Source organism: Nonomuraea coxensis DSM 45129 (assembly GCF_019397265.1).
GTDB classification, from domain to species: Bacteria; Actinomycetota; Actinomycetes; order Streptosporangiales; family Streptosporangiaceae; genus Nonomuraea; species Nonomuraea coxensis.
In genome coordinates this window covers 3260052-3278497 of record NZ_CP068985.1, presented here as the reverse complement: position 1 = coordinate 3278497, position 18446 = coordinate 3260052, and the positions used below count along the sequence as shown (strand labels likewise).

Below are 18446 nucleotides of genomic sequence, written 5' to 3'. Positions count from 1 at the left end.
CGCGTCGGCTCTCGGACGGGGAGCGGCTAGCCTGGGACGGGTGCTGAGTCGCGTTGTCATGGTGCTGTCGGCGGTCGTGGCCGCGGCTCTGGCGGGTCATCGGCTGATCCCCTCGCTCGGCGGGTTCACCCCCGTCCTGGAGAGCCTGCTGCCCTGGATCGGGCTGGCCGTGCCGGTGCTGCTGCTCGCCGCCGCGCTCGCGCGGTCCACCGTGGCCGCCGCGGCCGCGCTGGTGCCGGGGGTGGTGTGGGCGGCGATGTTCGGCTCGACGCTGCTGCGCACGCCGCCCGGCGGGGCCAGCGACCTGTCCGTGGGCACGGTCAACGTCGGGGTGCGCAACGACGCCTCCGGCGAGGCCGTACGCGCCGTCGCCAAAGATCTCGACCTGCTGGCCGCCCAGGAGCTGACGCCCGGAGGCCCGGCCGCCAAGCAGCTCAACAAGATGTTCAAGTACCACTACCCGGTCAGCACGGTCGGCCTGTGGAGCCGCTACCCGCTCACCCGCACCGAACCGCTGGACGTCGGCATGGGCTGGCCGCGCGCCCTGCGCGCCGTCGCCACCACCCCCAAGGGCAAGGTCACGGTCTACGTCATGCACCTCGCCTCGGCCCGCCCCGGCCACACCGCCTCCCGCGACGCCTCGCTGGCCCGCGCCCGCGCTCTGGTCGACGCCGACCCGAGCCGGCGCATCCTGCTGCTCGGCGACCTCAACACCGCCACCACCGACCGCAACCTGCGCGGCCTCACCCCGCCGCTCACCGACGCGCAGAGCGTGGCGGGCGACGGGTTCGGCTTCACCTGGCCGGCCGAGTTCCCGGTCACCCGGCCCGACCACATCCTGTTCAAGGGGATGGAGGCCACCGAGGCCGGCGTCGCCCCGGCGACGGGCAGCGACCACCGCGCGGCGATCGCCTCGTTCCGCTTCTAACGACGCTCCCCGCCGAGGTCCGGCGTGCCGGGGTCCAGCAGGGCGAGGTCCTGCGGCGTGTCGATGTCGGCGGGGTCGCCGTGGCCGTCGCACGGCACCTCGGTGACCAGTTCCGGATGGGCCTTGACGAACGCGCGGGCGCCGACGTCCCCCACCGCGCGCTCGGCCACCTCGGCGAAGTGCTCGCGGGCGATGAGCACCGGGTTCCTGCGCCGGCCCCCGTACGTGGCGACGGCCAGCCCGGCGCGGGCGTCGATCAGCGCGCGCACCGCGCCCGGCCGGATCAGCGGCTGGTCCACCAGCGCGATCACCACGGCCTCCGCCTCCTCGGGCAGCGCGGCCAGGCCGGCCCGCAGGGACGAGCCCATGCCGGAGGCCCAGCCGGGGTTGCGCACGGCGACCGCCCCGCTCACCGGCGCGTCGGCCGCGCCCAGCACCACCACGACCGGATGGCAGCCGCCCTCCGCCAGCAGGCGCACGCCCCGGTCGAGCAGGCGCTCGCCGCCGTACTCGACGAGCGCCTTCGGGGTGCCGAGCCGTTCGCCGCGCCCGGCCGCGAGCAGCAGCCCCGCGATCACGGCGACTCGTGGTGGATGCGGCCCCGCGTGGTGGACAGGGGGCGGCCGGTGCCGCCCCAGCGGAGCTGGATCAGCTCGGCGGCGATCGACACGGCGGTCTCCTCGGGGGTGCGCGCGCCGAGGTCCAGGCCGATGGGCGAGCGCAGCCGCGACAGCTCCTCCTCGGTGAGCCCGGCCTCGCGCAGCCGGGCCAGGCGGTCCTCGTGGGTACGGCGCGAGCCCATGGCGCCGACGTACCCGGCGTCGGTGCGCAGCGCCACCTCCAGCAGGGGGACGTCGAACTTCGGGTCGTGGGTGAGCACGCAGATCACCGTGCGCTCGTCCACCTCGACCGCGGCGAGGTAGTCGTGCGGCCACTTGACCACGACCTCGTCGGCGTCGGGGAAGCGCTTGGCCGTGGCGAAGACCGGCCGGGCGTCGCAGACCGTGACGTGGTAGCCGAGGAACTTGCCGACCCGCGCCACCGCCGCCGCGAAGTCGATCGCCCCGAACACCAGCATCCGCGGCGGCGGCGCGAAGGCGTGCACGAACACCGCGAGGTCGTCCAGCCGCCGTTCCCCCTCGCCGCCGTAGCGGCGGATGCCGGTCACGCCCTGGGCGAGCATGCCGCGGGCATCGTCGTCCACGGCCTCGTCGAGGCGGCGTACCCCGAGGGTGCCCGAGGCCCGGTCCGGCCAGACGATCCGGCGCGCCCCCATGTGGCCGGGGCCGGAGACGACCGTGGCGACGGCGACCGGCTCGTGCGCCTCGATGGACGCGGCCACCTCGCCGAGCTGGGGGAAGGTCTCGATCGAGATGGGCTCGACGAGGATGTCGATGATGCCGCCGCAGGTGAGGCCGACGGCGAAGGCGTCGTCGTCGGTGACCCCGTAGCGCTGGAGCACCGGCGTGTCGATCTCGCCGGCCAGCTCGAACACCGCGCCCTCGACGCAGCCGCCGGACACGCTGCCCACGACCTCGTCGCCGCGCACCGCCATCGCCGCGCCCGGCGGGCGCGGCGCGCTGCTGAACGTGCTGACCACGGTCGCCAGCCCGAACTTGAGCCCCGACCGGTACCAGCGCATGATCTCCGGCAGCACGTCACGCATGGGCGAGCCTTTCGCTGAGTTGCTCGTAGGCGGCCAGGCTGTGCCCGGCCACCAGGTCGTCGATGTACGGCAGTGCGGCCCGCATGCCGCCCGTGAGCGGCTGGTAGTCCTCATACCCCTTGTGCGGGTTGACCCATATGATGCGGTACGCCTGCCGCGAGAGCCTGGCCATCTGGGCGGCGAGCAGGCCGGGGTCACCGCGTTCCCAGCCGTCGGAGGCGATCACCACGATCGCGCCCCGCGCGCTGAACCGGGTGAGGTACTCCCGCAGCTCCTCCCCCAGCCGGGTGCCGCCGCTCCAGTCGGGGATGACCTTCGACGCCTCGTTCAGGGCGGTGCCGGGGTCGCGGTGGCGCAGCTCGGCGGTGACCGGGGTGAGGCGGGTGCCGACGGAGTAGACCCGGGTGGCCCGGGGCTCGCTCATGACCAGGGCGTGGGCGAAGCGCAGCAGGGTCTCGGCGTAGGGGGCCATGGAGCCGCTGACGTCCACGAACAGCACCACCGTACGGGGCCGGGAGGCGTGCTCACGACGGCGCAGCCGGGCCACCTCGCCCTTGCGCAGCGCCTCCCTGATCGTCCTGCGCCGGTCGAGCGCGCCGCGGTGCGCGCTCTCGAAGCGGCGCGAGCGCCGCCGGGCCCGCCGGTCGCGCAGCAGCGCCAGCAGGCGGTGCACCTCGGCCCGCTCGGCCTCGGTGAGCCTGGCGACGTCCCGGTGGCGCAGGACCTCGGCGCGGCTCGCGGTCGCGGGCGCGGCCGTCGCGTCCTCGGAGCCGTCCTCCTCGCCGCCCGGGTCCTCGCGCGCCGCCAGGTGCCGGGTGACGCTCGTGACGGCCGTACGGGCGAGCGTGGCGCGCCGCCCGGAGAAGTAGGCGGCGAAGCAGCGGTCGTAGCGGGGCAGGTCGTCCGGCGTCGCGCAGAGCGTGAGCCGTCCGGCCCAGTAGACGGCGGCGCGGTCGGTCACGTCGAGGTGGGCGAGCGCGGCCAGCAGGCTCTGGGTGCGGTCGTGGTCGGCGGCCACCCCGGCGGCCCGCAGCGTCCTGGCGAAGCCCGTCATGGTGGCGACCAGCCCGCCGGCGTCCTCGGGCGCGTCCTGGTCAGTCATGGGAGAGCAGCCCGCCGCCGAGGACGCTCACCACGTCCTCCCGGTACTTCAGCGCCGCCCCCAGCGTGGCGGCGGCGAGCTCCGGGTTCAGCTCCTTCGCGCCCAGCGTCAGCAGCGCCTCCGTCCAGTCGAGCGTCTCGGCCACGCCGGGCGGCTTGACCAGGCCGGCCTGGCGCATGCGCTCGGCCGCCCGCGCGACCTGGAGCGCGAGGGCCTCGGTGCAGCGCGGCAGGCGGCGCAGCAGGATGGCCACCTCGCGGTCGTAGCCCGGGTGCTCCAGCCAGTGGTAGAGGCAGCGCCGCTTGAGCGCGTCGTGCACCTCCCTGGTCCGGTTGGAGGTCACCACGACCACCGGCGGCGTCTCCGCCCTGATCGTGCCCAGCTCGGGGATCGAGATCGTGAAGTCCGACAGGACCTCCAGCAGGAACGCCTCGAACTCGTCGTCGGCCCGGTCGATCTCGTCCACCAGCAGCACGCTGGGCTGCGTCTCGATCGCCTTCAGCAGCGGGCGGGCGATGAGGAAGCGCCGGTCGTAGATCTCGCCCTCCAGCCGGCCGACGTCGGTGACCCCGGCCGCCTCCGCGGCCTTGAGATGCAGGAGCTGGCGGGCGAAGTCCCAGTCGTAGAGCGCCTGGGCGGCGTCCAGGCCCTCGTAGCACTGGAGCCGGATGAGCGGCGCCCGCAGCAGCGCGGCCAGGGTCTTGGCCAGCTCGGTCTTGCCGACGCCCGCCTCACCTTCGAGGAACAGCGGCCGTCCCATGCGCAGCGCGAGGAAGGCGGCCGTGGCGAGCCCTTCGTCGGCCAGATAAGCGTGCCGGTCGAGCAGCTCGATGAGCTTTCCCGGCGACTGGATGTCCATTGTCCTGATTGTCCGGCGCAGCACGCCTTCAGGCTACGACGACACCCGCCCCGGCCATAAGGTGTCGGGACCGGCGTGACACGCCGTCAGGACCGCTCCGGAGCCTCACCGCGCTCGTGGATCAGCGCCGTCAGCTCGGCGACGGCCTGCGCGGCGCGGGCCTTCTCCGAGCCCTGGATGCCCATGGCGCCGATCGTGCTGCCGTCGGAGAAGTCGACGCGCGGCCACGGCTCGCCCGGCGTCATGGACACCTCCAGGACCTCCGGCCAGGAGTAACGGTGGGTGCGGACCGCGTTGACGAGGGTGACGCCGTGCTCGTCGGCGTGCACCCGCACCCGGCCCAGCAGGTGCAGCACGTACGCCACCGCCCCGCCGAACGCGACGATCGCGATGCGGTCGGGCAGCTTGAACGGCTCGGCGATGAAGATCGCCATGATCACCGCGCCCGCCACGACCAGCGCGGCGAAGCCGTAGGCGACCATGCGCGGGACGCGCGGGCGCCAGGTGACGGGCAGAGGCGGCGGCGGGACGGCGGACTCGGACACGAGGAGAACCTACCGCAGCTCAGGGCAGGTCCCGCAGGAGGAGTGGCCGGTTCGGCGCGATGTCGGGACCGGCCTCTCCCCCCGCGGGAGCGCGGCTCAGGCGAGGCCGCGCAGGAGGAGGGCGGTCTCCATGGCGGCGACGGCCGACTCGTACCCCTTGTCCTCCTTGCTGCCCGGCAGCCCCGACCGGTCGAGCGCCTGGTCCAGGGTCTCGCAGGTGAGCACGCCGTTGCCGACCGGCGTGCGCTCGTCCAGCGAGACCCGGGTCAGGCCGGCGGTCACCGAGTCGCAGACGTAGTCGAAGTGGGCGGTCTCGCCGCGGATGACCGCGCCGAGCGCCACCACGGCGTCGCAGCGGCGGGCCAGCGCCTGGGCGACCACCGGGATCTCCAGGGATCCCGGCACCCGCACCACGGTGGCCCGCGCGCCGCTGTCGTCGCAGGCGCGCACGGCCCGCGCCACGAGCTGGTCGGTGATCTTGGCGTGCCAGGTGGCGGCCACCACCCCCACCGTCAGCCCCGCGGCGTCCGGCACCGCGACCTGGGGACGTCCTTCCCCGCTCATCAGATACCTCCGAAGAGACCCCCGCCTTCAGGCGGGGGAGGAATCGGACTCCTGCCGGGCAGGGCAGGAGCAGGCGATACGCCGCCAGGCGCACCGCCGTCGTCTTGCGAGATCGGCCGGTGCGGAAGTGATCTCGCACCTAGGATCGAGGGATGGCGCAGCTGGTGAAGCGGACCTACAAGTACCGCTTCCACCCGACCCCCGAGCAGGCAGAGGAGCTTGTCCGGACGTTCGGTTGCGTGCGCCTGGTCTACAACAAGGCATTGGAAGAGCGGACCCGCGCCTACAGGCTGGAGGGCCGCGGCGTCTCCTACGCGGAGTCGTCGGCCGCGCTGACGGCGTGGAAGAAGACCCCCGAGCTGGCGTTCCTGTGTGAGGTGTCGTCGGTGCCGTTGCAGCAGACGCTCAGGCATCTGCAGGCGGCGTTCGCGAACTTCTTCGCCCGCCGGGCCAAGTACCCGACGTTCAAGAGCAGAAAGCGGTCGCGGGCGTCGGCCGAATACACCCGCTCGGCGTTCCGCTGGCGCGACGGCCGGCTCACCCTGGCCAAGATGGCAGCTCCGCTGGACATCGTGTGGTCGCGCCCACTCCCGGAGGGGGCTGAGCCGTCCACGGTCACGGTGTCGAGGGACGCGGCGGGGCGGTGGTTCGTGTCCCTGCTGGTGGAGGAGAAGATCGCGCCGTTGCCGCCGGTCGAGCAGGCCGTCGGGGTGGACGCGGGCCTCACCATGCTGGCGACGCTGTCGTGCGGTGAGCAGATCGTCAATCCGCGTCATGAGCGTCGTGAGCGTCGCAGGCTGGCCAAGGCGCAGCGGGCGCTGGCCCGTAAGGAGAAGGGGTCGAAGAACCGGGCCAAGGCCCGGCTGAAGGTGGCGCGGGTGCATGCCCGGATCGCCGACCGCAGGCGCGACTATCTGCACAAGGTCACCACACGGCTGGTTTCCGAGAATCAAGTGATCGCCGTGGAGGACCTGTCCGTCCGCAACCTGGTCAGGAACCGCAGGCTGGCCCGCGCCGTCTCCGACGCCGGCTGGCGGGAGCTGCGGTCCATGCTGGAGTACAAGACGGCCTGGTACGGCCGCACCCTTGTCGTGGCAGACCGCTGGTTCCCCTCCTCCAAGCTGTGCTCGGCCTGCGGGACCCTGCGAAAACAGCTGCCGTTGACCGCCCGCGAGTGGACCTGTGCGTGTGGCGTGGCCCATGACCGGGACGTGAACGCGGCCCGGAACCTGCTCGCCGCCGGGCTGGCGGAGAGCTGAAACGCCTGTGGAGCTGGTGCAAGACCTCAAACGGGAGTCCTCCTCTCGGGCGGGCGACCGGCGGTGAAGCAGGAAGGCCGACCGGCGACGGTCGGAATCCCCCTCGTTCACGAGGGGGAGGATGTCAAGAAGCCTCCGAGATGTCGTGGCCGAGGCGGTCGCGCTTGGCCTTCAGGTACCGCTCGTTGTAGGGGTTGACGGCCACGGGCATGGGCTCGCGGCCGAGGACCTTGATGCCGTAGCCGTCCATGCCCTTGAGCTTGGCCGGGTTGTTGGTGAGCAGCCGCACCGACTTCACGCCGAGGTCGGCGAGGATCTGCCCCGCGTTGGAGAACTCCCGCGCGTCCACCGGCAGCCCGAGCTCCAGGTTGGCGTCCACGGTGTCGGAGCCGTTGTCCTGGAGGCTGTACGCCTTGAGCTTGGCCAGCAGCCCGATCCCCCTGCCCTCGTGCCCGCGCAGGTAGACGACCACGCCGCGGCCCTCCTGGGCGATGGCCGACATCGCGTTGTCGAGCTGCACGCCGCAGTCGCAGCGCAGCGAGCCGAACACGTCGCCGGTCAGGCACTCGGAGTGGGCGCGTACGAGGACGTTCTCGCCGTCGCCCAGCTCGCCGTAGACGAGCGCCATGTGCTCGCCGCCGTCGAGCGCGCTGGCGTAGCCGTAGCCACGCCACAGGCCGTACACGTTGGGCAGGCGCGTCTCGGCGACCCGGGTGACCATGCTCTCGACCCGCCGCCGGTGGTCCACGAGCTGTTCGATGGAGACCAGCGCGAGGCCGTGCCGGTCGGCGAAGAGCCGCAGCTCGGGCAGGCGGGCCATGCTGCCGTCGTCGTTGACGATCTCGGCCAGCGCGCCGGCCCCGGACAGGCCGGCCAGCCGGGCCAGGTCCACCGCGGCCTCGGTGTGGCCGCGCCTGGCCAGCACGCCGCCCTCGTGGTAGCGCAGCGGGAAGACGTGCCCGGGGCGGACCAGCTCGTTGGGCTCGGTCGCGGAGTCGGCGAGCGTGCGGATGGTCCGCGCCCGGTCGGCCGCGGAGATGCCGGTGGTGACGCCGTCGCGGGCGTCCACGGTGATCGTGTACGCCGTCCGCATGCGCTCCTTGTTGTGGAACACCATGAGCGGCAGCCCGAGCCGGTCGAGCTCCTTGCCCTCCATGGCCACGCAGATCACGCCGCTGGTGTGCCGGATGGTGAACGTGCACAGCTCGGGCGTCGCCTTGGCGGCGGCGAAGATGAGGTCGCCCTCGTTCTCCCGGTTCTCGTCGTCCACGACCACGACCGGCTTGCCGTTGCGGATGTCCTCGATGGCGCGCTCGATCGGGTCGAGCTCGATCCTCTCCTCGTTCACTGGGCCACCGCCACCCGCGGCGCCGCCGCCGTCTCGGCGCGGTACTCGCGCAGCCACTTGACGAACCCGACGACGACCAGCACGAAGAACACCCCGTACACCCATCCGGAGACGACCAGCCCTGAGCTGAAGGCGAGCGGCACCCCGACCAGGTCGACGGCCACCCACACCATCCAGAAGTCGACCAGCGCGCGCCCCTGCGCCCAGGTGGCGATCGCGCTGCCGACGAAGATGTAGGCGTCGGCGGCCACCAGGAACGCGCCCTTCGGCAGCGGCACCTGCGCGCCCCACGACAGCTTCGTCACCCAGAACAGCAGCCCGACCAGCAGGGTCCCCGCCACCAGGGCGGCGATCAGCAGCAGCCGCTCCCACCCGCCGGCGGGCCGGATCGCGAGCTGCTTGCCGCCCTGGGTGCCGCGCCGCCACGCCCACCAGCCGTACAGCGCCAGGATCCCGAACATGGCCTGCTTGAGCGCGTTGCCGGTGATGTGCGCGTTGATCGAGGCGATGAACAGCAGCACCGAGCCGGTGAACTGCACCGGCCAGGTCCACATCGACTTGCGCATGGCCAGCAGCACCGTGGACAGCGCGGCGATGTTGCCGACCAGGTCCGTCCAGAGCACGTGTGTGCCGAATATCGTGAATCCGGCGTCCGCCCAGTTCACTGCCTGACCACCAGCCTTTCCACATACTTCGCGATCACGTCGACCTCGAGGTTCACCAGATCGCCCACGCGGCGTTCGCCCATGGTGGTGAGGCGCAACGTGGTCGGGATGAGGCTCACGCCGAAGCTTTCGTCGTCAACCGTGGTGACCGTCAGGCTGATTCCGTCGATCGCGATCGAGCCCTTCTCCGCGACGTAGCGGCTCAGCGTCCCGGGGAGGGAGAAGCGCAGGTCGTCCCAGCTCTCGCCGGGGTCGCGGGACAGCAGCACGGCGGTGCCGTCCACGTGGCCCTGCACGATGTGGCCGCCGAGGCGCTGGTCGGCGCGTACGGCCCGCTCCAGGTTGACCGCGGACCCCGCGGAGAGCGCGCCGAGGGAGGTGCGGTCGAGGGACTCCCGCATCACGTCCGCGGTGAAGACGCCGTCCGCGGCCTCCACCACCGTCAGGCAGACGCCGTTGACGGCGATGGAGTCGCCGTGGCGGGCGTCTGAGGTGACCAGCGGGCCGCGTACGGAGAGCCGGGCGCCGCCACCGGCGTGTTCGACGGCGACGACCTCGCCCTTTTCCTCAATGATTCCGGTGAACATCGATCACTGCTCCCTGCTGGGTTGCGCGGCGGGCCGGGCGATCAAGCGAACATCTGGCCCTATGGGGGAAATTTCGTCGAAAGTCAGGCGGTGGATGGCGTCGATCGTCCCCACTCCGGCGGGGCCGAGCGCCGCGCGGCCGGAGCCCAGCAGCGCCGGGGCCACGTACGCGACCACCCGGTCGGCGAGCCCTTCGCGCAGGAACGATCCGGCGAGCGTCGGCCCGCCCTCCAGGAAGACGCCGACCACGTCGCGGGCGGCCAGCTCGGCCAGCAGGGCGCGCAGGTCGAGGCCGCTCCCATGGCGGGGCAGGCGCAGGACGTCGGCCTTGAGCCTGCCGGTGTCGGCGTCGTCGGCCACGGCGAGGAGGGTGGGAGCCTGGTCGTCGAGCACGCGGGCGTCCGGGGGCGTACGGGCCTCGGTGTCGACCACGACCCGCAGCGGCGGCCGGCGCGCGGCGGACGGGCCGTCAGGACGGGCCGTGAGCCGGGGGTCGTCGGCGAGCACGGTGCCGACGCCCGCGACGATCGCGTCCGCGGCGGCCCGCAGCCGGTGCACGTCGGCCCGCGCCTCCGGCGAGGTGATCCACTGGCTGGTGCCGTCCTCGGCGGCCGAGCGGCCGTCGAGCGTGGCGGCGAACTTCCAGGTCACGTGGGACCGGCCGAGCCGCGCGTACGTGAGCCACTCCTCGTTGACCCGCCCGGCCTCGGCGGCCAGCACGCCCATGGTCACCTCGACGCCGGCGGCCCGCAGCCGCGCCGCGCCGCCCGCCGCCTTGGGGTTGGGGTCGGCGACCGCGACCACGACCCGCGCGATGCCGGCGTCGAGCAGCGCCCGGCTGCACGGCCCGGTCCGCCCGGTGTGGTCGCACGGCTCCAGCGTGACGTACGCCGTGCCGCCCCTGGCCCGCTCCCCCGCCTGGGCCAGCGCGCCGACCTCGGCGTGCGGCCCGCCCGCGTAGAGGTGGAAGCCCTCCCCGGCGACCGCGCCCGCCGCGTCCAGCACGACGCAGCCCACGACGGGGTTGGGGCTGGTGGTGCCGTGACCGCGCGCGGCCAGCGCGACGGCGCGCGCCATGTGCGCGGCGTCCTGCTCGGGGAACTCCACCCGGGTCTCCTACTCGCCAGTAGCTCCTAGCCACGGCGGGCCCCGGGGGACTCGATGGTGCACGACATGCACCACAGCAGGCGTCCGGCGGTATGCCGGACACCTCGCGCGCTGCCTCCCATCCGGACTTTAACCGTCGGTCCCGGAATTTCACCGGGTCAACCGGCCGATGGCATCGGCCGGGTCGCGGACTGTCACCGCCGGTTCGGAGTTTCACCGACCCCGGAGCACGCTAGCTCTGTTCTCCCATCAGTGTGCCATGTCCGAAACGCCCAGCGCGACCGCCCCCTGTTCAGGGATTCAAGCGGAGGTCACGCGGCCGTCATGCGGTGCGCCCGCCGGGCCGCCGGAGTGTACCTGACCTGCGCGGGCACCAGCCCGATCCCGGTCTGCAGGGCACGAAGGGTCGCGGTCGCCCACAGGTCGCCGACGGGTGTGGCGGGCAGGCCGTACAGGCGCCGGGCCCAGCGCGGCAGCGTGGCGAAGGCCAGCAGCGTGAGCGCGGGCAGGGCGGGCTTGAGCGGGGTCAGCAGGCGCGGCAGCGGCGCGTTCAGCGACTGACGCAGCGGATGGACGGCCTCCGGGACGAAACGCAGCCCCGGCCGCTCGGCCCGGATGTAGGCGTCCAGCTCGGCGACCGAGCCGGGCACGTCCTCCGTCCTGAGCCCGACGACCTCGGCGGCCCGCCGCCACTCGGCCACGAACGTGTCGGCCTCGGCGTCGCTCAGCCGTACGCCGGCCCGCCGGGCGACCGTCAGGTAGGAGTCGACCTCGCCGACGTGCACCCAGCGCAGGGCGTCCGGCTCGTCGAGGCGGTAGGTCTCGCCGGTGTCGGGGTCGTGGGCGGTCAGCTTGGCGTGGATCTTGCGCACCCGGCGGCCCGCCCGTTCGACCTCCTCCGTGGTGCCGTACGTGCGGACCCGGACGAACTCCGTGGTGCGCTGGAAGCGCGCCCAGGACTCGGCCGGGTCCATGAGCGCGGAGTTCTGCAGCACGCCGCGCATCGCCCTCGGGTGCAGGCCCTGCATGAGCAGGGCGCGGAAGCCGCCGACGAGCAGGATGGGCTCGCCCATCACCCGCCAGGTGACCGAGCCGGGGCCGAAGATGCCATGGTCACTCATAAGTGGGTATTTACCCAGGTTGGGTGACATCTATGTGTCGATTGTGGCCCCATCAGGTGTCAACCCCGGCCCGGCATGGGAACGGGCATCCCGGCGCTCAGCCGTGAGCGCCGGGGTGACGGACGGCCCGGCGGCTCAGCCCTGGGCGCGGATGGCGGCGGCGCGCAGCCCGTCGATCGCCGCACCCGGGTCGGAGGCGCCGTAGACGGCGCTGCCCGCCACGAACACGTCCGCCCCCGCCTCCGCGCAGCGCCCGATCGTGTCGGCGTCGACACCGCCGTCGACCTGCAGCCAGATCCGGCCGCCGTGCCGCCGCACCAGCTCCCGCGCCCGGCGGACCTTCGGCAGCACCATGTCGAGGAACTTCTGCCCGCCGAAGCCCGGCTCGACGGTCATCAGCAGCAGCATGTCGAGCTCAGGCAGCAGGTCCTCATAGGGCTCGACCGCCGTGGCCGGGTTGAGCGCGAGCCCGGCCCGCGCCCCCAGCACGCGGATCTCGCGCAGCGTGCGGACCGGCGCCTTGGCGGCCTCGGCGTGGATGGTGACGCTGCCCGCGCCCGCCTCGGCGTATTGGGGCGCCCAGCGGTCGGGGTCGGCGATCATGAGATGGCAGTCGAGCGGCGTCGCGGTCGCCTTGCGCAGCGCCTCGACGACGGGCAGCCCGAGGGTCAGGTTGGGGACGAAGTGGTAGTCCATGACGTCGACGTGCAGCCAGTCGGCGTTGGGCACGGCGGCGGCCTCATCGGCGAGCCTGGCGAAGTCGGCGGCGAGGATGCTGGGCGAGATCTGTACGGCCATGATTCGGGACAGTCTAGTGAACGACGGGCGGCCCGCCCGCGCCGCCTCAGGGACGGCGCTTGCGGAGGATGGCCAGGAACATGGCGTCGGTGCCGTGGCGGTGCGGCCAGAACTGCGCGTGCGGGCCGTCGCCGAGGCCGTCGGCCTCCGGAAGGTAGGCGCGGGCGTCGAGCTGCTCGGCGTCGCCGCGGCGGGCGAGCACGTCGCCCACCACGACCCGGGTCTCGGCCAGGTGCGGCGAGCAGGTGACGTACGCGACGACCCCGCCCGGCCGGACCGCGTCGAGGGCGGCGCCGAGCAGCCGGCGCTGCAGCCGGCCCAGCTCGGCGATGGCCGACGGGTCGCGACGCCACCGGGCCTCCGGCCGCCGCCGCAGCGCGCCGAGCCCGGTGCAGGGCGCGTCCAGCATGACCCGGTCGAACACCCCGGGACGCCAGGCGGGCTCGGTGCCGTCGGCGGTGATCACGTCCGCGCGCCGGGTGGTCTGCCACACCAGCCGCGCCCGGTGGAACTGGACGTCGGCCGCCAGCAGCCGCGCCCCGCCGGGGAACCCGGCCGGCCCCCCGGCTCCGTAGGTGGCGATGGCGTCGAGCAGCCCGGCCTTGCCTCCCGGCCCCGCGCACATGTCGAGCCACCGCTCCCCGCCAGCCGCCGCGTCGGCGTCGTCGAGCGGGACGCGGGTGAGGGCGAGCGCGACGAGCTGGCTCGCCTCGTCCTGGACGGCCGCGCGGGTGTCCGCCACGGCCTCGATCTGCCCGGGATCGCCCTCGCGCAGGTAGGCCGCGTACGGCGAGTAACGGCCCGGCGTGGCCCCCGCCTCCTCCAGCTCCTTGACCGAGCTGCGCCCCGGCCGGGCGACCAGGGTCACCAGGGGGCGGGCGTTGTCGGCGTCGAGCAGGCCGGGCAGCTCGGCGTCGCCGCCGAGCGCGTCGCGGAAGGCGGAGACGATCCAGCGCGGATGGGCATGGGCGACGGCGAGGTGGCCGACCGGGTCGGTGGCGGCGTCGGGCGCGACGATGGGCACCCATTCCTCGATCGTCCTGGACGCGATCCTGCGCAGCACGGCGTTGGCGAACTTGGCGGGGCCGGGGCCGACGCGCAGGCGTACGAGGTCGACCGTGGTGCCGACGGCGGCGTGCGGCGGGACCCGCATACGCAGGAGCTGGTGGGCGCCGAGCCGCAGGGCGTCGCGCACGTCGGGGTCGGGAGCGCGGTCGGTGCACGTCTCGATGATCGCGTCGTACGTGCCGAGCCCGCGCAGCGTCCCGTAGGCCAGCTCGGTGGCGAGGGCGGCGTCACGGCCCCTGATGCCGCGGTCGCGCAGGATGCGGGGAAGGAGCAGGTTCGCGTAGGCGTCGCGTTCGTCCACGGCCCTGATGACGTCGAAGGCGGCGATCCTGGCCTCGTCCCGAGGCACCCGCCGCCCTCCCCCCGGACGCCCCTGCCCACCCCGCCCCTGCCCGTCGCGAGTCTTCCCGCCACGGGCCTGGCCGTCGCCGGCGGGCCGGTCGCGGCCTGCGTCGTCGTGCCGGCCGGTCACTCGAAGATCTCTTCGCCCTCGGGGCGGACTCCCCGAGCCCACTCCACGGCCCCCATGACCCGCTTGCCCTGGGGCTGCACCTCGCCCAGCTCGACCGCGTCGGTGGCGGTGCCGACGAGCACACGGGACTTGCTCGCGGCGATCGCGCCGGGAGCCAGCCGCTCACCGGGGACCGGCCGCACCGGCCCGAGCTTGATCCGCGTGCCGCGGAACTCGCTCCACGCGCCGGGCCCGGGCGTGCAGGCCCGGATCAGGCGGTCGACGTGCATGGCCGGCTTGTCCCACGTGACCCGCGCGTCGGCGACGCTCAGCTTGGGCGCGACGGTGACGCCGTCGGCGGGCTGCGGCCGCGCCTCCAGTGTGCCGTCCTCGACCCCGTCGAGCGTGGCGGCCAGCAGCCCGGCCCCGGACACCGACAGCCGCTCCAGCAGCGCCCCGCTGGTGTCGTCGCGGCGGACCTCCTCGGTGACGACGCCGTAGACGGGCCCGGCGTCGAGCTCCTTGACGATCCGGAACGTGGTCGCGCCGGTGATCTCGTCGCCGTGCAGGACCGCGTGCTGGACGGGCGCGGCGCCGCGCCAGGCGGGCAGGATCGAGAAGTGCAGGTTGATCCAGCCGTGGCGGGGCACATCGAGCGCGGACTGCGGCAGCAGCGCGCCGTAGGCCACCACGGGGCAGCAGTCGGGCGCGATCTCCCGCAGCCGGTCGAGGAACGCCGGGTCGCCGGCCTTCTGCGGGCGCAGCACCTCGATGCCCGTCTCCTCGGCGAGCTCGGCCACCGGCGAGGGGTGGACCTTGCGCCCGCGGCCGGACTGGGCGTCGGGCCGGGTGACGACGGCCACCACCTCGTGCCGGGGCGAGTCGATCAGGGTGCGCAGCGACGGCAGAGCCGTCTCGGGCGTGCCCGCGAAGACCAGGCGCATGCTTGTCAGAGTGCCTTTCCGCCGGTCGCGTGCGGCGAGAACTTGACGACGGGCGCGGCGAGCCCGCTCCACTCGGCCTCACGAACCGCCTTCATGGCGAGCTTGCGCTGCTTGGGGTCCATGCGGTCGATGAACAGGATGCCGTCGAGATGGTCGGTCTCGTGCTGGAAGCATCGTGCCATGAGGTCGGTGCCCTCCAGCGTGACCGGCTCGCCGTGCATGTCGTAGCCCTTGGCCACGGCCCGCACGGCGCGCGGCGTCGGGAACGACAGCCCGGGGAAGGACAGGCAGCCCTCCTCGCCCTCCTCGTCCAGCTCGGACGACAGGTCGAGGTCGGGGTTGATCAGGTGGCCGAGCTGGTCGTCGACGTAGTAGGTGAACACCCGCAGGCCGACGCCGATCTGGGGGGCCGCGAGGCCCGCGCCCGGCGCGTCCATCATCGTGTCGGTGAGGTCCTTGACCAGCTTGCGGAGCTCCCTGTCGAAGTCGACGACCGGGGCCGCCGGGGTGCGCAGCACCGGGTCTCCGAACAGCCGGATCGACTGGATCGCCAAAGGGGTCACTCCGTTTCGTCGCGAGGGATCAGCCCAGTTTAGTGTGCTGGAGCGACCGGGCCTTCATCGCGGCTTTACGGGCGGCCTTGGCCACCTGCTGGTCGTCGTGCCGGCCGGCCAGCAGGTCGAGCACGGCGACGGTGTCGGGGTGCCCGACGGCGGGCATCTCGGCGACGAGCTTGACGAGGTCCTCCGGCGGGTCGAGCCGCGCCGCGGCGGGCCCGGACAGGTGCAGCAGCGCCGCGAGGGAGTCGACCGCGAGCCATGTGTGGTCCTCGGGGCCGAGCGCCGGGGCCGGCAGGTCGCGGATGTGCAGCCAGGAGGCGGCGTAACGGCGCAGGAGCGGCTGGCCGAGCGCCTCGCGCACGGGCGTCTCGGCCTCGGGACCCAGCTCCTCCAGGATCGCGCCCACCGCGCCGCGCTGCCCGGCGGTGCCGGACGCGGCGATCGCGAGGAGGTCGCGCGCGGCCGACTCGGGCGGGCGGCGCTCCAGCCACCCGGCGACCGCGCTCTGCGTGGCCGTGCCCTTGACCAGCGCCTCGACCAGCTCGGCCGCCGACAGGTCGGCGAAGACCTCCACCTCCTCGGCGGTCGGCGCGTCGTGTCCCTCGCGCAGCAGGTCGCGGCGGACGGCCCACACCCCGAGCGGGGTGAGCGCCGTGCGCCCCGCGGAGGTCTGCTCAACCAGCCCGCAGTACGTCAGCAGCGACAGCGCCTCCAGCAGCTCGGCCGGCAGCGCGGCGGCCAGCCGGCGCATCTCGGCCGCCCCGGGGGCGCAGGCCACCTCGTGGGACTGGAGGATGCCGCGGGCGAGGTTGGCGGTGGCGACCCCCGAACGCACGGAGTAGATGGTGGCCAGCATCTCGGCCAGGTGGCCGTCCACCACGGCCGAGCCGGTCAGACCGTCGTCGGCGCGGTCGAGGACGTCCATCACCACGCCGTCCCAGAACTCGAGCGTGGCCTCGACCGTGAGCTGCATCGACAACGGGCCCCGCGCCACCCGTCCGGCCGTGATGCGCAGCAGGCCGGTGTTGACGGCGACGATCCAGACCAGGCGCAGCCGGGCGGCGCTCAGGCCGAGCCGGGCGGCGGCGGCCGCCGCGTCGGTCTCGCCGAGGTGCCCGTCGGGGCCGACCGCGCGCTCGCCCGTCCAGGCGGTGAGCCTGATGGCGTCGGCCACGAGCGGCACCGCGGGCACCGCCCGCGCCAGCTCGGCGTCGGACGCCAGCAGGACCGGCGGGAAGGTCAGCGCTTCGTGCTCCTCGGCGGGAGCCGCCTCGGCCTGCCGTGGGGGCACGGCAGCCTGCTCATCGATCAGCTTGCGCAGCTCGGCGAGGTCGAAGACGTTGTTGGCCACTCACGAAACTTACTGCACGGCAGTCACATGAGCGTACTCAACGGATCGCCCGGGAGCGGGCCTTGAAGGCCGCCTTGCGGGCGGCCTTGGCGACCGTGCCGTCGGGGATCGAGCGTCCCAGCAGCTCCAGGACCTCGACCACGTCGGGGTGGTCGACCCGCCACATCTCCTCGATCATATGCGCGGGCGGACCGGACGCCGCCATGTTCTCGGCGAAGATCTCCGGGTCCTCCTCGGCGGCCGGCATGGCGAGGGCGAGCATGTCCACGCTGACCCACAGCAGCTCGTCCTGGGTGAGCTGCGGCGCGGGCAGGCCGCGGGCGGCCAGCCAGTGGATGACGTGGGGGCGCAGCTCGGCGTCGTCGAGGTGGTCGCGCAGCTGCGGCTCGGCCTCCGCGCCGAGCCGGTCGACGATGGTCACGGCGATGCCGCGGGCCACGGCGGGCGCGCCCGAGGCGGCGGCCAGCAGCTCGCCGGCCGCCTCGCCGGGGGTGCGGCCGCTCAGCCAGCGGTCGATGTCGCCCTCGGCGAGCTCGGCGGGCACGCCTTCGAGCAGCCCCTGGATGAGGCCGAAGGCGTCGGCCTCGGCCAGGTCGGGGGCGAGCGGGGCGTCGAGGCCGAGCGCGAGGTAGTGCTCGCGCAGGCCCCAGACGGCCAGCGGGGTGAGCTCGGCCTCGCCGTCCTCCACCCGGAGCAGGCCGCACCAGGACAGCCGGTCGAGCACGGCGCCGAGGTCGTCCTCGCCGTCGCCGGACAGGTCGTCGAGGTAGTCGCCGATGACGCCGACCGGCACCCGCACCTGGAGGCGGTAGAGCATGTCGAACAGGTCGTAGAGACCCTCGTCCAGCTCGGCGGAGCCGGTGACCGAGCCGCGCGGGTCGCGTTCGAGGATGCCGGTGACCACGTCGGCCCACTCGCGCAGCGGCTCGCCGGCCCCCGGCAGTGGCCGCTCGCGCAGCATCGGGACGCCGCCCAGGGCGGCGGTCAGCTCCTCGGGCGGCGCGAGGCGGGCGGCGGGCAGCGGGGTGCAGCCGGGACAGTCGCAGGGCGCCTCGCCGAGGTCGGGCACCTCGCCGGAAGGGATGGCGATCGACTGCTCCAGCGACTCGGGGCCGATGGAGCTGAACAGGCTCTTGGCCATGCCGAAGTTGGAGGTGTCGGCGAGCGCGTCGGACAGGCGGGGTTCGATGTCGGCGATGCGCTCCCGCATGCGGGCCGCCCGGTCCTCGGGGACGGCGCCCGTCTCGATGAGGTAGGCGACCAGGGTGCGGGCGGCGGCGATGGTCTCCGGGGCGCTCTCCGGAGGTGCGATGACCTTGCGCGGATAGATGGACAGGAGCAGCTCGTCGAAGGTCTCGGCGGTGAAGTCACCGAGTTCGTCGACGTTGAGGTAGTCGCTGGCGTAGTCGCAGAGCAGGCGGACCTCGTCCGCGTCCACCTCGACTTCCCGCGCGCGCCCCCAGGCACGCAGGTCGTCGATGGCTTGGTTCACCCATTCGATCGACACAGGGGCACGCTAACGG

General features: G+C 73.7%; 18 protein-coding genes, 1 pseudogene and 1 riboswitch. Of the genes and pseudogenes, 2 read left to right on the top strand and 17 right to left on the bottom strand.

Annotated elements, in window-relative coordinates:
* The first annotated feature begins 40 nt into the window (after positions 1-40).
* The gene (locus Nocox_RS15290; protein ID WP_026214836.1) at positions 41-928 is read left to right on the top strand and encodes an endonuclease/exonuclease/phosphatase family protein; all 888 of its coding nucleotides are present in this window, start codon (positions 41-43) and stop codon (positions 926-928) included.
* On the opposite strand, the gene Nocox_RS15285 is transcribed toward Nocox_RS15290, so the two are convergent.
* From Nocox_RS15285 to ribH, 6 genes are all read right to left on the bottom strand, one after another.
* Positions 925-1503 (bottom strand): nucleotidyltransferase family protein, encoded by a 579-nt coding sequence (locus tag Nocox_RS15285; RefSeq protein ID WP_033410352.1) that lies wholly within the window; start codon positions 1501-1503, stop codon positions 925-927. The genes Nocox_RS15290 and Nocox_RS15285 overlap by 4 nt on opposite strands.
* Complete coding sequence (locus Nocox_RS15280; protein WP_020545479.1) at positions 1503-2594, bottom strand: XdhC family protein; 1092 nt, start codon at positions 2592-2594, stop codon at positions 1503-1505. Before Nocox_RS15280 ends, Nocox_RS15285 begins: the two co-directional genes overlap by 1 nt.
* On the bottom strand, positions 2587-3696 hold the full coding sequence (locus tag Nocox_RS15275) for a vWA domain-containing protein (protein ID WP_020545478.1): 1110 nt from the start codon (positions 3694-3696) through the stop codon (positions 2587-2589). Before Nocox_RS15275 ends, Nocox_RS15280 begins: the two co-directional genes overlap by 8 nt.
* On the bottom strand, positions 3689-4555 hold the full coding sequence (locus Nocox_RS15270; RefSeq protein ID WP_020545477.1) for an AAA family ATPase: 867 nt from the start codon (positions 4553-4555) through the stop codon (positions 3689-3691). The genes Nocox_RS15275 and Nocox_RS15270 overlap by 8 nt, the downstream gene beginning before the upstream one ends.
* Before the next feature lie 86 nt (positions 4556-4641).
* Positions 4642-5100, bottom strand: a complete 459-nt coding sequence (locus Nocox_RS15265; RefSeq protein WP_020545476.1) for a PH domain-containing protein — start codon at positions 5098-5100, stop codon at positions 4642-4644.
* A gap of 96 nt (positions 5101-5196) precedes the next feature.
* Positions 5197-5664 (bottom strand): 6,7-dimethyl-8-ribityllumazine synthase, encoded by a 468-nt coding sequence (gene ribH / locus Nocox_RS15260; protein WP_026214834.1) that lies wholly within the window; start codon positions 5662-5664, stop codon positions 5197-5199.
* A 152-nt stretch (positions 5665-5816) separates the two neighbouring features.
* On the opposite strand from ribH, the pseudogene Nocox_RS15255 reads away from it, so the two are divergent.
* Positions 5817-7025, top strand: a pseudogene (locus Nocox_RS15255) (RNA-guided endonuclease InsQ/TnpB family protein); the annotation flags it as partial.
* Positions 7026-7047: 22 nt separating this feature from the next.
* Here the strand turns inward: Nocox_RS15255 and Nocox_RS15250 are convergent.
* The 11 genes from Nocox_RS15250 to Nocox_RS15200 form a co-directional block, all read right to left on the bottom strand.
* On the bottom strand, positions 7048-8271 hold the full coding sequence (locus Nocox_RS15250; protein WP_020541715.1) for a bifunctional 3,4-dihydroxy-2-butanone-4-phosphate synthase/GTP cyclohydrolase II: 1224 nt from the start codon (positions 8269-8271) through the stop codon (positions 7048-7050).
* Complete coding sequence (locus tag Nocox_RS15245) at positions 8268-8936, bottom strand: nicotinamide mononucleotide transporter family protein (protein ID WP_020541714.1); 669 nt, start codon at positions 8934-8936, stop codon at positions 8268-8270. The genes Nocox_RS15250 and Nocox_RS15245 overlap by 4 nt, the downstream gene beginning before the upstream one ends.
* Positions 8933-9523: a riboflavin synthase gene (locus tag Nocox_RS15240; RefSeq protein WP_020541713.1), complete on the bottom strand. Its 591-nt coding sequence runs from the start codon at positions 9521-9523 to the stop codon at positions 8933-8935. Before Nocox_RS15240 ends, Nocox_RS15245 begins: the two co-directional genes overlap by 4 nt.
* A 3-nt stretch (positions 9524-9526) precedes the next feature.
* A complete protein-coding gene (gene ribD / locus Nocox_RS15235; RefSeq protein WP_020541712.1) occupies positions 9527-10630 on the bottom strand; it encodes a bifunctional diaminohydroxyphosphoribosylaminopyrimidine deaminase/5-amino-6-(5-phosphoribosylamino)uracil reductase RibD in 1104 nt (367 codons plus the stop codon).
* Between the two features lie 104 nt (positions 10631-10734).
* A riboswitch (FMN riboswitch) is annotated at positions 10735-10865 on the bottom strand.
* A gap of 76 nt (positions 10866-10941) precedes the next feature.
* On the bottom strand, positions 10942-11751 hold the full coding sequence (locus Nocox_RS15230; protein WP_020541711.1) for an oxygenase MpaB family protein: 810 nt from the start codon (positions 11749-11751) through the stop codon (positions 10942-10944).
* Positions 11752-11886: 135 nt separating this feature from the next.
* Positions 11887-12549, bottom strand: a complete 663-nt coding sequence (rpe, locus tag Nocox_RS15225; protein ID WP_020541710.1) for a ribulose-phosphate 3-epimerase — start codon at positions 12547-12549, stop codon at positions 11887-11889.
* A 46-nt stretch (positions 12550-12595) separates the two neighbouring features.
* Positions 12596-13966: an RsmB/NOP family class I SAM-dependent RNA methyltransferase gene (locus Nocox_RS15220; protein ID WP_020541709.1), complete on the bottom strand. Its 1371-nt coding sequence runs from the start codon at positions 13964-13966 to the stop codon at positions 12596-12598.
* Between the two features lie 119 nt (positions 13967-14085).
* The gene (fmt, locus tag Nocox_RS15215; protein ID WP_020541708.1) at positions 14086-15012 is read right to left on the bottom strand and encodes a methionyl-tRNA formyltransferase; all 927 of its coding nucleotides are present in this window, start codon (positions 15010-15012) and stop codon (positions 14086-14088) included.
* 5 nt (positions 15013-15017) lie between these two features.
* On the bottom strand, positions 15018-15566 hold the full coding sequence (gene def / locus Nocox_RS15210; protein ID WP_020541707.1) for a peptide deformylase: 549 nt from the start codon (positions 15564-15566) through the stop codon (positions 15018-15020).
* A gap of 28 nt (positions 15567-15594) precedes the next feature.
* Positions 15595-16923, bottom strand: coding sequence for a hypothetical protein (locus Nocox_RS15205; RefSeq protein ID WP_020541706.1), 1329 nt, complete (start codon positions 16921-16923; stop codon positions 15595-15597).
* A gap of 37 nt (positions 16924-16960) precedes the next feature.
* Positions 16961-18430 (bottom strand): hypothetical protein, encoded by a 1470-nt coding sequence (locus Nocox_RS15200; protein ID WP_020541705.1) that lies wholly within the window; start codon positions 18428-18430, stop codon positions 16961-16963.
* Between the last annotated feature and the right edge of the window lie 16 nt (positions 18431-18446).

Bases quoted from the DNA above. Each gene is read 5' to 3' on its own strand.
- Nocox_RS15230 (WP_020541711.1), bottom strand. From the start codon at position 11,751: ATGAGTGACCATGGCATCTTCGGCCCCGGCTCGGTCACCTGGCGGGTG.
- Nocox_RS15275 (WP_020545478.1), bottom strand. From the start codon at position 3,696: ATGACTGACCAGGACGCGCCCGAGGACGCCGGCGGGCTGGTCGCCACC.
- ribH (WP_026214834.1), bottom strand. From the start codon at position 5,664: ATGAGCGGGGAAGGACGTCCCCAGGTCGCGGTGCCGGACGCCGCGGGG.
- fmt (WP_020541708.1), bottom strand. From the start codon at position 15,012: ATGCGCCTGGTCTTCGCGGGCACGCCCGAGACGGCTCTGCCGTCGCTG.
- Nocox_RS15240 (WP_020541713.1), bottom strand. From the start codon at position 9,523: ATGTTCACCGGAATCATTGAGGAAAAGGGCGAGGTCGTCGCCGTCGAA.
- Nocox_RS15280 (WP_020545479.1), bottom strand. From the start codon at position 2,594: ATGCGTGACGTGCTGCCGGAGATCATGCGCTGGTACCGGTCGGGGCTC.
- rpe (WP_020541710.1), bottom strand. From the start codon at position 12,549: ATGGCCGTACAGATCTCGCCCAGCATCCTCGCCGCCGACTTCGCCAGG.
- Nocox_RS15270 (WP_020545477.1), bottom strand. From the start codon at position 4,555: ATGGACATCCAGTCGCCGGGAAAGCTCATCGAGCTGCTCGACCGGCAC.